Origin of the sequence: Streptomyces sp. NPDC007095 (assembly GCF_040634475.1) — a bacterium.
In the GTDB taxonomy this organism is placed as follows: domain Bacteria; phylum Actinomycetota; class Actinomycetes; order Streptomycetales; family Streptomycetaceae; genus Streptomyces.
This window is the reverse complement of sequence record NZ_JBEYFS010000065.1, coordinates 19,055-33,643: the sequence shown is the minus strand read 5'-3', so window position 1 is coordinate 33,643 and position 14,589 is coordinate 19,055. Positions and strand designations below refer to the sequence as shown.

8 protein-coding genes and 1 pseudogene are annotated in these 14,589 nt (G+C 67.8%); 4 read left to right on the top strand and 5 right to left on the bottom strand.

The window, feature by feature from the left end:
* Window positions 1–996 precede the first annotated feature (996 nt).
* The 3 genes and pseudogenes from ABZ656_RS22870 to ABZ656_RS22860 all read left to right on the top strand — a co-directional run bounded on the left by ABZ656_RS22870 (window position 997) and on the right by ABZ656_RS22860 (window position 8,187).
* A complete protein-coding gene (locus ABZ656_RS22870) occupies window positions 997–6,771 on the top strand; it encodes an RHS repeat-associated core domain-containing protein (protein ID WP_360270120.1) in 5,775 nt (1,924 codons plus the stop codon).
* Between the two features lie 108 nt (window positions 6,772–6,879).
* A complete protein-coding gene (locus tag ABZ656_RS22865; RefSeq protein WP_360270118.1) occupies window positions 6,880–7,161 on the top strand; it encodes a hypothetical protein in 282 nt (93 codons plus the stop codon).
* 351 nt (window positions 7,162–7,512) lie between these two features.
* Window positions 7,513–8,187 (top strand): annotated as a pseudogene (locus ABZ656_RS22860) (transposase).
* Between the two features lie 222 nt (window positions 8,188–8,409).
* On the opposite strand, the gene ABZ656_RS22855 reads toward ABZ656_RS22860, so the two are convergent.
* Window positions 8,410–8,709, bottom strand: a complete 300-nt coding sequence (locus ABZ656_RS22855) for a hypothetical protein (RefSeq protein WP_360270116.1) — start codon at window positions 8,707–8,709, stop codon at window positions 8,410–8,412.
* Here ABZ656_RS22855 and ABZ656_RS22850 point away from each other — a divergent pair.
* The gene (locus ABZ656_RS22850) at window positions 8,708–9,088 is read left to right on the top strand and encodes a GntR family transcriptional regulator (protein ID WP_360270114.1); all 381 of its coding nucleotides are present in this window, start codon (window positions 8,708–8,710) and stop codon (window positions 9,086–9,088) included. The genes ABZ656_RS22855 and ABZ656_RS22850 overlap by 2 nt on opposite strands.
* A gap of 264 nt (window positions 9,089–9,352) precedes the next feature.
* On the opposite strand, the gene ABZ656_RS22845 is transcribed toward ABZ656_RS22850, so the two are convergent.
* The 4 genes from ABZ656_RS22845 to pgsB form a co-directional block, all read right to left on the bottom strand.
* A complete protein-coding gene (locus tag ABZ656_RS22845) occupies window positions 9,353–11,443 on the bottom strand; it encodes a glycosyltransferase family 39 protein (protein WP_360270112.1) in 2,091 nt (696 codons plus the stop codon).
* 71 nt (window positions 11,444–11,514) lie between these two features.
* Window positions 11,515–12,591 (bottom strand): hypothetical protein, encoded by a 1,077-nt coding sequence (locus ABZ656_RS22840; RefSeq protein ID WP_360270110.1) that lies wholly within the window; start codon window positions 12,589–12,591, stop codon window positions 11,515–11,517.
* A 43-nt stretch (window positions 12,592–12,634) separates the two neighbouring features.
* On the bottom strand, window positions 12,635–13,117 hold the full coding sequence (locus tag ABZ656_RS22835; RefSeq protein ID WP_234536483.1) for a poly-gamma-glutamate biosynthesis protein PgsC/CapC: 483 nt from the start codon (window positions 13,115–13,117) through the stop codon (window positions 12,635–12,637).
* The gene (pgsB, locus tag ABZ656_RS22830; RefSeq protein WP_360270108.1) at window positions 13,114–14,577 is read right to left on the bottom strand and encodes a poly-gamma-glutamate synthase PgsB; all 1,464 of its coding nucleotides are present in this window, start codon (window positions 14,575–14,577) and stop codon (window positions 13,114–13,116) included. The genes ABZ656_RS22835 and pgsB overlap by 4 nt, the downstream gene beginning before the upstream one ends.
* Window positions 14,578–14,589: the final 12 nt, after the last annotated feature.

The window sequence follows — 14,589 nt, the reverse complement described above, 5'->3', positions numbered from 1 at the left end:
GCTCGTCGCCGCGGATCTTCTTGTACGTGAGGACGGTGGTCTCGGTGACCCAGGCGGTGGCCACCTTTCCCCACACCCGCGTCCTGTCGACGGTGACTTGGTGTCGGCGGCGGTGTAGGCCTCACCCAGCGCCGCGAGGCGGGAGCGGGTGCCGCGCAGGGAGGTCACCGCGGTGTCCTCCGTCTTCGACAGTACGGCCGCCAGCTTTATTCCTCCCGTCGACTTCGCCGCGAGGGCCGTGCAGGGCACCCGGCGTGTGAACCACCCCGGGTCGGACGACCCACCCTCGGCATCGAGTGTGCATTTGTGACCCTGCACAATGAAATATCTGAATTTAGCTAGCATCCGCGTGCACATGCGTGAGCTTGGCGACCATTTTTGGCCATATCCGATCAGCTTTCACCGGCTCAAATTGGATCTAGACGACGAGAATTCCCAGCCTGTATCTCTTGTGTGATCATGGGCGCCGCCTGCGCCCGGACGTACTAGAGGAGTCCCGTGAGGACCAGTCGCACATCCCGCTTCCGGAGAAGACCGAACGGCGGATCCCCATCAAGCTCACCTCGGCGAATGACAACAGCAACGGCGCTGGCGCTGTTGCTGTTCACCGAAGCGGCCGTAACGCTCTCGACCACTGGGTAAGCCTTCGCCATCCCCGCTCACAAGGCGCGCACCACCTCGGCGGCGAAGTCCCGCTCCGCCTCTACCGGACCACTCTCGGCTCCTGACGTAGCGTCGGCATTCGCCACAGCCCGACTGCGCAAACACAAGGTCGAGATCCTTGACCAACTTACAACCAAGACCACCACTTGGGCAAATCCGAACGGCTCGCTGACCACCCGGTCATATGCCGCACCGATCCGCTTCAAGCGAGCCGGGAAATGGGTTGATGTCGATACGACCCTGCAGGTGAATGCCGGGGGCTCCATCACACCCAAAGCCCAGCCAAATGGTTTGGTTCTCGCGCCTGGTGGCAAGAATGCCACGCTTGCTGACGTGGGTTCGGGCAAGCACCGGGTCGCGGTTGGGTGGAAAGGTACGCTTCCCAAGCCCTCACTCAAGGGCACCACCGCCACCTACGCGAACGTCTCGCCGGGCGCGGATGTGACCGTGCAGGCGACGCGGACCGGCTTCGAGGAGAACGTGATCCTCAAGTCCCGCCCCAAGGCCGGTTACACGGTGACCATTCCTGTCTCCGCGAATGGGCTGACGGCCAAGCAGCGCAAGAACGGCTCGATCACCTTCACCGATGCCCACGGCAAGGTCGCCGGCACGATACCGGCGCCGGTGATGTGGGACGCGAAGGTCGACGCCAAGTCCCTGGAGCACCCGCACCGGGCCCCAGTGAAAATGACCATGTCCCAGGCCGGAGACACGGTGAATCTCACCCTGGCCCCGGACGCGAAGTTCCTGGCTGACCCCAAGACGCGGTACCCGGTCACGGTGGACCCCTCCACGAGCCTTTCTCCCCTGCTGGACACGTTCGTGGAGAACACCGACACGACCCCCGAGTACACGTCCACCGACCTGAAGCTGGGCACTTATGACGGCGGCACGGACGTCGCCCGCTCGTTTCTGGAGTTCCCGGTCCTCCAGCTCGACAACACGCAGATCCTGTCCTCGTCGCTGAATCTCTACGAGTACTGGGCCGGTGACTGCGTCCAGTCGCCGTGGGAACTGTGGGAGTCCGGAGAGTCCTCCACGGACACGGTCTGGTCGAACCAGCCTGTCTGGAAGTCGAAGTACGCCTCGACCACCCAGACCAAGGGCTACTCCAGCGACTGCACCGCCTCCAGTCCGGCCGGTTGGGTCTCCATCGACCCCACGACCTTCCTCCAGTACGCCGGTGACAACGGCTACGACGCCGCCTACATGGGGTTGAGGGCGTCCGACGAGACGGACAGCAGCGGCTGGAAGCGTTTCTACTCCGCCAACGCCTCCGCCAACGTGCCTTACTTGTCGGTGACCTACAACTCGTACCCGATGCCGACCGCCCCCACAGTGGCGCCCGGTGTCTCCTCGGTCTCCGGCTCCACCACGACTCTCTACACCAATACGGCCACCCCGCAGCTCCAGTCAGCTGTCACCGACGCCGACGGCGGCAACGTGATGGCCCAGTGGAACGTCTACGACACCACCGGTGGCGCCAACACCAAGGTCATTTCCAACCTCAACGGCAGCTGGACCGCCTCCGGAGGTATCTCCAGCGCCTCCGTCCCGGCCGGAACACTGGTGAACGGTCACACCTACACCGCGTGGCCCTATGGGTACGACGGCTCCCTGTGGTCGCGTCAGACCGTCCCGAACGGACTGGTCTTCACGATCGACACCACCAAGCCCGGCACGCCGACGATCACCTCCACGGACTACCCCTCCGGCGGCTGGGGCAAGGGCGCCGGACAGAGCGGCGCGTTCACCATCGCCCCGCCCTCCGGCGGCACGGACACCGCCGCCGTCGTCTGGCAGCTCGACTCCGGGGCCCAGAACTCCGTGGCGACCACCGGTACCGCTGTGAGCGTCAACGTCACCCCGCCCACCGACGGCCCGCACACCCTGACCGTCTCCACCCGCGACAATGCCGGCAACCTGTCCGCATCGACGGTCTACAGCTTCAACGCGGGTAACGGCGCTGTCACCTCGCCCACCGACGGCACCAGGACCGCGCGGCGTGTCACGCTGACCGCCGCCGCAGCGTCATCGACGTGGCAGTCGGTGAAGTTCCAGTACCGGCGATCCGCCACGGACAGCTGGACCACCATCCCGGTCGCCGAGGTGACGTCCGGCGGCAACGCTGTGAGCAGTTGGCCGGTGGCCGTCACGAGCGGTGCCTCTTCCCCGCTTGTCTGGGACGTTTCCGATACCTTGGGCGATGACGGCTCGGTCCAGGTCCGTGCCGAGTTCACGGATACTTCTTCGGCGAGCCACGACACGTCCGCCGTAACCGTCACCCTGGACCGCGCGGCCACCCAGACCGCCAGCGCCTCGGTCGGGCCGGGCACGCTCAACCTGTCAACCGGCAACTACACCCTGGCCGGCCCGGAAACCTCCGTCTTCGGAATGTCGGTCGGCCAGACACTCGATTCCCGCACCTCCCAGGGGACCCCGCCGGCCGGTCAGATCGCGCCCTTCGGGCCCGGCTGGGAACTGGCGGGCGCTTCTGCGACGGCGATGACGGACTACACCGAGATCCGTCCGGTGACCTCCACCGCCGTGGAACTCGTCGGCTCAGCCGGCTCACAGGTCTCGTTCACCAAGAACAGCAACGGGTCCTGGACTCCGGAGCCCGGCTCTGAGGCGTACACACTCAGCTACAGCAGCTCCCCGGACTCCTACACGCTGACCGACACCTCGGGAACGACGACGGTCTTCGCCAAGTCCTCCACCACGGCGGGTGTGTGGGCTGTCGCTTCGACGAGCCCGGCCGGCAGCGGCACCACGGTGCGCTACCGCTTCGACTCTGTGACCAGCGCCGGCACCACCTCGATGCGCCTGGCCCGGATGGCCGCGCCCACGTCCGCGATCTCCGACCTCAACGCGTCCTGCCTCGCCCCGGCGACGCCGGCAGCGGGCTGCCGGGTCCTGGAATTGGGCTATGCCGCCACGACCACCGCGACGGGCACGACCAGCGGTACGTTCGGCGACTACACCGGCCAGGCCAACAAGATCGTGATGTGGGCCACCGACCCGTCCACGGGTACGGAGACGTCCAAGACCGTCACCCAGTACGCGTACGACTCCACCGGCGCCCTCCGTCAGGTGTGGGACCCGCGGATCACGCCCAACCTCGTGACCGCGTACACCTACACCGCGGCCGGCCGGGTGGCCACACTCACGCCTCCGGGCCAGCTCCCCTGGACGTTCACCTACGGCGCCGCGGGCACCAGCGGCGACACCAACGCGGGACGCCTGCTGAGCGTCTCCCGCCCGACCCTCACCCCGGGCTCCGCGTCGTCGACCAACGGCACGGCAACCACCACCGTCGTCTACGACGTGCCCCTCACCACCTCGGCGGGCGGCCCCTACGCGATGGGCGCTTCGGACGTGGCCGCCTTGGCTCAGGCCGATGCGGCGACCGACGCCACAGCGGTCTTCCCCGCCGATCAGGTTCCCACCTCCAACACCGGATCCGGGCACCTCACCTCCGGCTCCTACACCCGCGCCGCGATCCACTACCTTGATGTCAACGGGCGCGAGTCCAACACCGCCTCCCCCGGTGGCCACATCACCACCACCGACTATGACGCTGTCGGGCACTCCGCGCGCCAGCTCAGCGCCGCCAACCGCGAACTCGCCCTGGCCACGAGCACCAACACCGAGCTCAACGTGCTCGGACTGGCAGCGATGACCACCGCGCAGCGTGCCAACCTGCTGTCCACGGTGGACGTACGCGACAGCAGCGGCCAGCTGGTGACCGACACCTACGGCCCGCTGCACCAGGTCACTCTGGAGCACGCGTTGGCCGCCTCAGGTACCAGCGCCGCCCGGGTCGCCGGCTCCGTCGTCGCCGCCCGGACACACACCCACAACACCTACGACGAAGGCCGTCCCACCGACGGCTCTGCGGATGCGTCCGGCCTGGTGACCACGGCCGTCACCGGTAGCGCCATCGCGGGCTACACCACGGACGCGGACACGCGCACCACCAAGACCACCTACGACTGGACGCTGGGACAGGAGACCAAGACCACTGTCGACCCGGCAGGCCTGGCGATCAGCACCGCAACGGGGTACAACGCCGCGGGCAACGTGATCTCCAACTCCCAGCCGTCCTCTACTACCGGCTCTGACGCCGGTACCACCACGACCACCTACTACACCGCTACCGGCAGCAGTCCCTGCGGAGGCCACCCCGAGTGGGCTGACATGGTCTGCCGGACAGCCCCGGCCGGAGCCATCACCGGTGGTGGCTCCAACCCGAGCCAGCGGGCCACCACGACCACTACCTACAATCTGTACGGCGCGCCGAGCACGGTGACCCAGACCGCCAACGGCGTCACCCGTACCACCACCGCCACCTACGACGCGGCAGGCCGCAAGAGCACGGTCGCGGTATCCGGCGGTGTCGGCCAGGCTGTGCAGACGACGACCACGACCTACAACACGAGCAACGGTCAGCAGGCCAAGGTCTCCACGCCGGACGGCGCCTCGACCACCGTGAGTTACGACCAACTCGGCCGCGGGATCTCGTCGACCGACGCGGACGGGAACACCGCCGCCGTTCAGTACGACGCCCTGGACCGACCCACGCAGACCAGCGACACGGCGCCGTCGACCACCACCTACGCCTACGACACCGGCAAGGACCCGCGCGGTGTGGCAACGACGCAGACCGACTCCAACGCCGGGGCCTTCAGCGCCACCTATGACGCCGATGGCAACGTGAGTACGGAGTCCCTGCCGGGATCGATCACCCTCAAGATCGCCACGGACGAGACCGGACAGGCCACCTCCCGGGTCTACACCGACGCGAACGGGAACGTACTGCTCTCCGACCAAGCGGGGTTCTCCGGAACCGGGCTGGAGGTCAGCCGGGCCCAGTCCACCACCGGAGGCCTTGGCGTCAACAACACGTACGCCTACGACGCCGCGGAACGCCTCTCGGACGTAAGCCAGACCGTCCTCACCACCAGTGCCACCACTGGCGCGACCAGTACCTGCACCACGCGGCACTACGCCTTCGACAAGGACTCCAACCGCACGGGTCTGACCACGGCCGTCGGCGCCGCCAAGGCGGCCTGCCCCACCAGTGGTGGAACCACGGTCAGCCACAGCTACGACAGTGCCGACCGTCTGGTCGACAGCGGCTACACCTACGACGCCCTCGGTCGCACGACCGCTGAGCCGAGTGGGACGACGACCGCGTACTACGCCAACGACCTGGCCTATCAGCAGACCTCCGGCACCAGCCGCGTCACCTGGCAGTTGGACCCCCTGGGCCGCAGCCGGTCCTACAAGTCGGAAACCAACACATCCGGAAGTTGGACCCAGACCGCGGCCCGCACCAACCACTACGACGGTTCCTCGGACTCGCCTTCCTGGACCAGCGAGAGCACGAGCGCGTACACGCGCAACGTCAACGACATCGCCGGAGACCTCAGCGCCATCTACTCGTCGGCGAAGGGCGACATCCTGCTGGAGCTCACCAATCTGCACGGTGACGTCAACATGGTGCTGCCCATCAACGACAGCGCCATTCCGGTCCTGGTGATGGCGGCCGACGAGTACGGCAATCCGCTCGCCGGTACCAGCACCTCGCGCTATGACTGGCTGGGCGGCAAGCAGCGCTCCAGCGAGACGCCCACCGGCGACCTTCTCATGGGCGCCCGCCTGTACAACCCGTCACTCGGCCGCTTCCTTCAGACCGACCCGGTCTTCCAGGGATCTGCCACCGCCTACGACTACGCCAACCAGAACCCGGTGACGGGATACGACCTCACCGGAACACGAGGCAATTCCAACGCGCAGTGGTGCAGAGTCTCGGGAAATTGGAAGACGTGCCGGGCCTACGTCAGTGAATGGCGTACCCACCGCCTCATCGGCCTCCTCTACCTGGGCGCTGCGGTGTTCGGCGCACTCTCGTTGGTCTGCGGGTGGTTCTGCGCCTCCATAGGGGCTGGGCTGGGGCTCGACGCCGCTGCCCTGCAGGTGATCGACGACTGGGGTGGAGACCGCGGGATCTACTTCGAGATCAAGGAGTATCGAGTCTCCTGGTGGTGGTGGGGCTGGCACCACAGATGGGTCTGGTCCGGCGGCTACACCTGGCACCAATAACAGGCAGTGAATAATGGCGGTGCGGAACCAGGATTCCGCACCGCCACCCCCGCTGGACCTGAAGTTCGGGAATACTTCTCAATTCCTCATGATCACGGGAGGGAATAAATGGGCCTTTCGGACGTACTGACGTTCGTCGGCGTGTTGTGTATGGCCATCTTCTTGATCACGATCTGCGGTCTGCGTTTGGCGAACCTCAGGAAGTCGGCCGAATCTGTCACCAAAGACTCTGCGAAGGCATGGGCCGGTATCGCGCAGGGGACGGGCCTGATCATTCTGGTGGGGTCGACCCTTCCGGACCACCATCGCCTTCTTTGGGACGGAGTGCTCGTACCGACGGGAATCACCCTGCTGATGACCGGCCTCTACCTCTACCGCAGGGCGCGGTGACTGGAAGTCCCGTCGGCGCCGGTCACGTCCGCTGGAGTGGTGTATCGACAGCCACTCGGTGATCTCGTTTTGAGGCTATGCGGTGAGCTCGCTGGGCAGGACGTGTCGTCGGTCTCTGACTCGATCGGGTGGAGGCGGGCCTTGGCGAGGAGTCCGCGGCCCATGTAGCGGCGGGCCTCGGTCCATTCGTCGTTCTGCTCAGCCAGGACCGCGCCGACCAACCGGATCAGGGCGGTGCGGTCGGGCAGCGAGCTGGATGCCAGCGAGTCTGCTCGAGGGGCGTCCCGAGCCTGCTTTCGAGACTGCCGTCGCGCACGGCCATGGTCCTCTCCTCTGTAGGTCCCTGCCGGAATGCGCACCACCGTCGCGCTGTGTGAGGCAGGCGGGGCGGCGGTGTGTGACGGCGGCCGGACGATCCTCCAGTCCGGTCGTGACCTGGGCATTTCCTGGCCCATCGTCCAACGCTGCTTCCACATCGTCCAACTCGCCCAACGCCACCTCGCCGACCTGCGGCGGCGCCTCACCTGGAAGCAACACGGCCGTCGGGCCCGCAAGGGCGATGCCGTTTACACCGTCCGCAAGCTCCTGCGCCGCAACAAGGAAGACCTCAGCACCGAACAACTCCGCCTCCTCACAGCCGCGCTGGAGCACATGGGCACCTACGGGCGGCAGATCCACGCCGGCTGGCAGGCCAAGGAACTCCTGCGCGACCTGGCCTCCAAGCACACCCACACCGCCCCCGACCACTCCGCGATCTCCGCCGGCCGCCACCGCTTCAACGCCCACATAGCCGACCACGCCCACCTGCCCGAACTCCGCACCCTTGCCGAGACCATCGACACGTGATGGGACGGCATCGAGGCGTACATCACGACCGGGATCACGAACGCCGCCAGCGAGGGCAACAACCGCCTTATCAAGCTCGAAGCCCGTAACGCCTTCGGCTTCCGAAACCGCGAAAACCAGCAACTACGATCACGCTGCGCTACGACCCGCCGAGCCCGACGGGAGCAGCACCCCCACTAAATTCGAAGACCCAGAATCGCTGCTACTCGTGGCGCTACTTTTGCTGCTGCCCCTCTTTCCGTCGATGCTGCTGTCGATCGCCATCGACAGGGCGAGCACGGCGATTCCAGCCACGATTCCAATCCCGATGCTTTTCTTTCTCACTTCGGCTTCTCCATCTCTTCTGTCGTTAAATCAGAAACCCCCGCCATATCGACGGGGGTTCTCTTGTCGCATAGGGGATCACTCTTCGTAGTCGGGAATCCTCCGCCCCCGGCTCTCTGCGATGTTCAGTACGTCTGTCAGGCTTTCGATGAGACGTCCGGCAATCCAGCGGAGTTCATCTGCCGTCAGCTTGGCCTCTTCTGTGACCATCGGTCGCGCCAACTCCACGATCACGGTTGCCGTTTCGATCTGCTGACTCTCGATGTTGTCTGCCAGGAGAGACAGGGGAGTTGGTGACCCGTCAGTGATCAGGTGCGCCCTCTTCCCTTCCGGCCCGGAGAACGGCAACAGTCGGACGTGAGCGCTACGCTCTGCCATGTCATTCCTGCTTTCGTCAGGTGTGGCCACGCCCCCGGGACCTCTCACCAGGTCCCGGGGGCCCTTTCTCCGAGGCACGCGCTTACGCGTAAGCGCGGTAGCAGATCACCGCAGTACCGCGCACCCTGGCCGTATGGCTGACCTTGATCGTTCCCGGAATCTCTGGCCCCAGATTGCCGATGACCTACGGCGCCGGTTGCATGCTGGAGAGTGGGAACCTGGTGAGCGCTTCCCTGGGACGGTTGCACTGGCAGCGGAGTACGGGACGGCACAAGCGACAACACAGAAAGCGGTAGTGACGCTGCGCGCTGAGGGGTGGCTACGGCTGGAAGTCGGGCAGGGTAACTACGTGACGGACGCACCCCCAGAGAGCCCCTGAGCGCTCCTGGTGGCCACCAGGGAGACGGATAGGCAACTTCACTAGGGAGTCCTACGCAACCTGCCTGATCCTCCTTCACGGGGTAGTCAGGGCACGTTTCCGCAGGTGAGAGTCTTTGTTAGTCACGTTGCCTTACAAGCAGGATGTCGGCGGTTCGAAACCGTCCGCGCCCACCAGATGCAGGTAGCAGGTCAGGGGCCCCTTCGGTGTGATCACCGAGGGGCCGTTCCCGTGACCGCGGTCCCTCGGTTCGGGGGCGTCGCCCTACTTTTGAGGGCTGCAGTCGTAGAGGGCGAAGCTGCCGACAGTGCGGCGGCCATAGGCGGTGGGCCGGATGCGGGTGCAGTGGGACTTCACCCAGGTGGTGGCAGGAGTGGTGGGGCGCTGGGTGGTGAGCAGCGCATAGCGCACCTGGTGGTCGGCGACGAGGCTGCCGAACTGCTGGGCGGTGGGGAAGGGGGTGCTGCCGGTGAAGCCGCCCATGACGAGGATGGGCTCGGACTTCGCGCGCAGCAGGGGCTCCGCGGTGTAGGCGGCCTGGGTGGCGAGCAGGTACTTCTCGCCGTTGCGGTGCGCGGAGAGGTAGTCGAGCAGGGCGGTGTCGCGGGCGCTGGGCCGGTCGAGCCCTATTCTCCGCGGGGCGCGGTGCTGGTGCTGGTAGTACGAGTTGCCGACCGGACCGGTCATCGGCGAGGCCGCGGCGCCCGCGTAGAGCGGGTCGAGGCTGGAGACGGCCCAGCCGGCCGGTACCACCAGAGTGGCCGCGATCCCGGCGGCGAGGGCCGCGTGGATCATCCGCGGGGAGGTGCGCGGCCCGCGGCTCCACAGGCCCACCACACCGCACAGGGCGAGCATCACGGCGACCGGCAGCAGCCAGGAGACGAACCGGGTCGGCCAGTCGAGCACCAGCGCCCATGCCGCCGTCAGCGCGATCGCCACCGGCAGTGCCATGTGCCGCCGGCCGCCCCATGCGCGCGCCGGCCCGTGCTCGGATTCGTCCACGGCCACCTGCGGTGACCATGGCTCCGATTCGTGCGCCGACAGGTACGGCGACCAGGGCACCGGCTCGCGCTCCGGCTCGTGGTCCGCCCCCTGCTCCGGCTCGTGGTTCGGCCCGTGCTCCGGCTCGTGGTCCGGTCCCTGCTCCGGCTCGTACGCCGACTCGTACTCCGACCGGAAGAGCGAGAGCCCGCCGCCGGTCAGCGCGGCGAGCGCCGGGGCGATGACGGCCGTGTAGTAGGCGTGATTGCCGTTGGAGGCGCTGAACACCAGGGTGTGCACGGCCAGCCAGCCGCCCCACATCAGAAATCCCGCGCGCAGCATGTCGGTTCGCGGTTGCCTGGCGCGCCAGACGACGCCCAGGACCGTGGCGAGCACGGCGAGAGGCAGGAACCAGGCCACCTGCGGGCCGATTGTCTGGTTGATCAGCACGCCCCAGCCGGTGTTGCCGGTGGTGCGGCTGGTGGCGGTGCCCGCGACGGCGCCGAACGCGGTGGAATCGCTGCTGAAGCGGCTCAGGCCGTTGTAGCCGAAGACCAGGGCGAACGGACTGTTGTCGGACGTTCCGTCGAAATACGGGCGGTCGGCAGCCGGTGTCGCCCAGGCGATCAGCACCCAGAAGCAGGAGACCGCCAGCGCGACCGCACCGCCCAGCAGGAAGCGCAGAGCCCGCTTCAACGGCGCGCCGGGCGCGACCAGTTGGTACACGGCGGCAAAGACCGGCAGCACCAGCCACGCCTGCAGCATCTTCGCCTGGAAGGCGAGCCCGACCCAGATCCCGCAGGTGATCAGCGGCAGCAGCCGCTCGGTGCGCACCGCTTTCTGCAGCGCTCCGGCGGCCGCCACCAGGAGCAGGGTGAGCGCGGTGTCCGGGATGGTGGCCCGCGCGAGGACCACCGTGACCGGGGTGAGGGTGAGCACCAGCGCGGCGATCAGCGCGGCGAACGGACCGGCCCAGGCCCGTACGATCCGGTGCAACAGCCATACGGTGAGGACGCCCTCGACGACCTGCGGAAGCGCGGCCGCCCAGGTGCGCGGGCCGAAGAGCCAGACGGAGACCGCGTCGGGCCAGAAGGCGCCGGGCAGCTTGTCGATGCTGATCGAACCGCTGGCGTCGAGCCCGCCGAAGAAGAAGGCGCGCCAGCCACTGGACATCGACCGTATCGCCGCCCCGTAGAAGGGGTGGAGCGCGGCGTGCCCGATGCCCCAGGAGTACAGCACGGTGGCGACGACCAGCACCGCGGCGAGCGCCGGGCGCTCCCAGCGCGGGGCGTCTTCCGGCCGGCCGGAGCGGCGGTTCGCCGCTCGGCGGCCTCGGTGCGCTCCGGTGGGCCGGACGGCGGGGATGGCGGTCATGGCAGTGGGGGTCCTCGGATCGGCAGGTCAAGTGAGGCGGCGGTGCACAGGCCGGGGCGCGGGCGGCGGAATCACAGGCGGCGGGCCGCCCGGAAGCCGCGGGCGTAGAAGTCGGTGCCGTCCAGCAGCGCGTGGCCCGACAGGTCGCCCATGGTCGGGCCGTTGGCGGCGGAGCGGCTGGAGTAGAAGCGGTGGCGGCCCTGGTCGTCGAGGCCCATGTAGAAGCCGACGTGGTCGATGAAGTTCGGGCGGTCCTTGATGATGGCGAAGAAGACCAGATCGCCGGGTTGCAGGACGCCCAGATCGGTGGGTCGCTCGTCGGTCTGGGGGATGATCAGGCGGCCGGGGCCGTAGGCGGCGATGGCGTAGGCGCGGCGCGGCAGGCCGACGCCCTTGGTGTTGGTGTTGTGCAGAGGGACGCCCATGCGGTAGCCCCACACCAGGCGCTGGAAGCCGGAGCAGTCGACGCAGCCGTAGCGGGCTTGCTCCGGCTGCACCCGGGTGCCGTCCGGGAAGTCCCAGGGCACGCCCAGGTAGTCGAAGAAGTCGGACTGTTCGTCGTAGTAGGCGAAGTCCAGCGGGTTGGTGACCTTGGAATTGCGCGGGCCGAAGTGCGCGGTGCCCGCGTAGCGCACGCCGTCGGCGTTGCGCTTGCCGCGCGCCCCGGCGCTGCTGTACTGGAACGCCACCGCGAAGACGTCCGGGCTGGTGTCGATGAGCGCCTTGCGGAACCAGGTCGTGAACCAGGCGGACTTCTCCATGCCCTGCTGCCACGTGTGCGGCAGCACCCGCACCCAGGCGTCGGTGGTCACCTTGGCCTCGGTGGTCCGCGGCTCGCTGAAGGTGCGGGCGGGCCCGGTGAGTACGGCCGTACGTGCTCCGTCGGTGAACGTGGCGAGTGTGCCGCCGTCGGCGGAGCGGGCCACGGTCCGGTCGGGAGCGGTCAGCCGCTCGAAGGTGTGGGCCCCGGTGGGCCGGGAGTTCGGGCCGGTGCCGGTGCCGTCGTCGGCCGAGGCGTCGCCGCTGTCGTGCCCGAGGCGGTCCCAGGCGAACGCGCCCGCCACCCCGGCGGCCGCGACGCCCGCGATCGTCCCGAGCAGGGCGCGGCGGTTCGGTTGGCTGCGTCTGCCGTCGTGTTGGGAATGCATGGACGATCCTCCTGGAGCACGAGGTGAGAGGGCGGTGGCCGGGTCAGGCGGTGGGCAGGACGCCGATCAGCAGACCGGAGACCAGCACCACGTAGGTGGCCAGTGTCACCGCGGTGGTCGAGATGAGCGTGGGCGCCAGCGGCTGACGGACCATCTGGTAGGAGACCAGGCCGGGCACGATGAAACCAAGGGTCTGTGACGTATAAAGCAGCGGGAACTCGTGGCTGAGGGCGAGCATCACGGTGGTCTGCATCAGCACCGCGCACAGCACCACCGCCGCGAACAGCCGCTTGCCGTAGAGGATCACCGTGCGCTGCAGCAGCTTCGTCATGAAGTACGTCAGCCCCGCCACACCGACCATCAGCCCGGCCATCTGCACGTCGGTGACGAGCGTGAGGGCGATCCAGCCGGGGGTGATCATCCCACCGGGGGAGAGGTTGGTGGTCAGGTAGCAGACGAGCGAGAAGACCAGCCCGAGGGCGATGCCTAGCGCGGCGGTCTGTGCGTTGAGATTGGCGGGGATCACGGGTTCCTCGTGGACTGGGACGGATCGTACGGGTGGCGCTGGTCGTCTGCGGCGGTCCGGCCGTCGGGCCGGCCCTCGCGGGCGGCGACCCGGCGGGCGAGTTCGCGCTGTTCCGGGAAGTGGAAGGCCATCGTCGGGGTCTCCAGCGGCGCCACCCAGCTGTACGGCTCCGGCTCCGGCGGCCGGGCCGTCGCGATCTGGGGCCGGACCAGCGCGATCTGCATGGTCTCCTGGTCCAGTCCGTCGCCGCCCGGAACAGCGTCGAGCAGCTCCTCCGACTCGTCCAGCGGCAGCTCGGCGAGACATTCCAGGAACAGCTCGCCCTGGCCGTGGATGTTGCCGATCGCCACCAAGGAGGAGGCCGGGCCGAGTTCGGCGAGGATCGCCGCGGTCACCTCCTCGGGGTCCCGGCGGTCGCCGCCGAGATCCACCACCCGCCCGGTGAAGTCGGCCGGAATCGCGTCGCGGGCGCTCTTGGTCGGGTGGCCGATCAGGAACACCGTCTCGGCGCCGAGGTCGGGGATGATCGCGCCCATCTGGCCGTTGCGCTCCACCCGGTCCGGGCGGCAGTTGATGACCGCGTTGACCGGCCGCCTGATCGCGCCCAGATCCTCCAGCTGCTTGACGTTCATCAGCGTCGACTCGGGGTCGTTGGCGGCGAAGACGTTGGCGAACCGCAGCCGCTTGCCCTCGGGGGTGAGGTAGCGCTCCACGGACAGCACGCCCGGGTCGGGCGGCGCGTCCCACATGCCCTGCATCGCGGTGTGCCGCTCCACGCCGAGCAGCTCGGCGACGGTGAGCGCGATCGCCACGTTCTCCTTGAAGGTGAACCAGCTGAAGCCGCGCAGCTCTTCGTCGGTGACCATCTCGGGGTCGGCGTAGACCAGCCTGCAGTTACGGGCGTCGGCCTCCTCCTGGAGGATGTGGAAACGGTCCTTCTCCGCCGTCACGCACACCCCGCCGACCGGCATCGAGCGGGAGAGCGAGCGGGCGACGTCGTCCAGCGTCGGCCCCATCTCCTCCAGATGGTCCTCGCGGACGTTGCACAGCACGCCGATCGTGGAACGAATCAGCTTCTCCTGGTTGATCTCCTGCAGCGCGGGCATCACCGCCATGCACTCGATCACCAGCGCGTCCGGCCGGTAGGACGCCGCCCGCCGTACGATGCCGATCTGTTCGACGATGTTGGCCAGGCCGAACTTGCGGTACACCGGCTCCTCGGTGGCATCCGGATGGATGAACCGGGCCGCGGTACCGGTGGTCTTGGCCACCGTGACCAGACCGCCGCCGCGCAGCGCGCCCGCGCACAGCCGGGTGATCGAACTCTTGCCGCGGATGCCGTTGACCAGCACCCGCGTGGGTATCTGCTCCAGCGAGGCGAAGTGCCGCTGCTGTTCGAGGATTCCAGCGATCCACAGTGCGGCGCAGCACAGCAGGACTATGACATAGAGGAAGAGCACGCCGATTCCGTC

Excerpts from the sequence above, each read along its gene's own strand:
- ABZ656_RS22865 (WP_360270118.1), top strand. The coding sequence starts at position 6,880 with ATGGGCCTTTCGGACGTACTGACGTTCGTCGGCGTGTTGTGTATGGCC.
- ABZ656_RS22850 (WP_360270114.1), top strand. The coding sequence starts at position 8,708 with ATGTCATTCCTGCTTTCGTCAGGTGTGGCCACGCCCCCGGGACCTCTC.
- ABZ656_RS22855 (WP_360270116.1), bottom strand. The coding sequence starts at position 8,709 with ATGGCAGAGCGTAGCGCTCACGTCCGACTGTTGCCGTTCTCCGGGCCG.
- ABZ656_RS22845 (WP_360270112.1), bottom strand. The coding sequence starts at position 11,443 with ATGACCGCCATCCCCGCCGTCCGGCCCACCGGAGCGCACCGAGGCCGC.
- ABZ656_RS22840 (WP_360270110.1), bottom strand. The coding sequence starts at position 12,591 with ATGCATTCCCAACACGACGGCAGACGCAGCCAACCGAACCGCCGCGCC.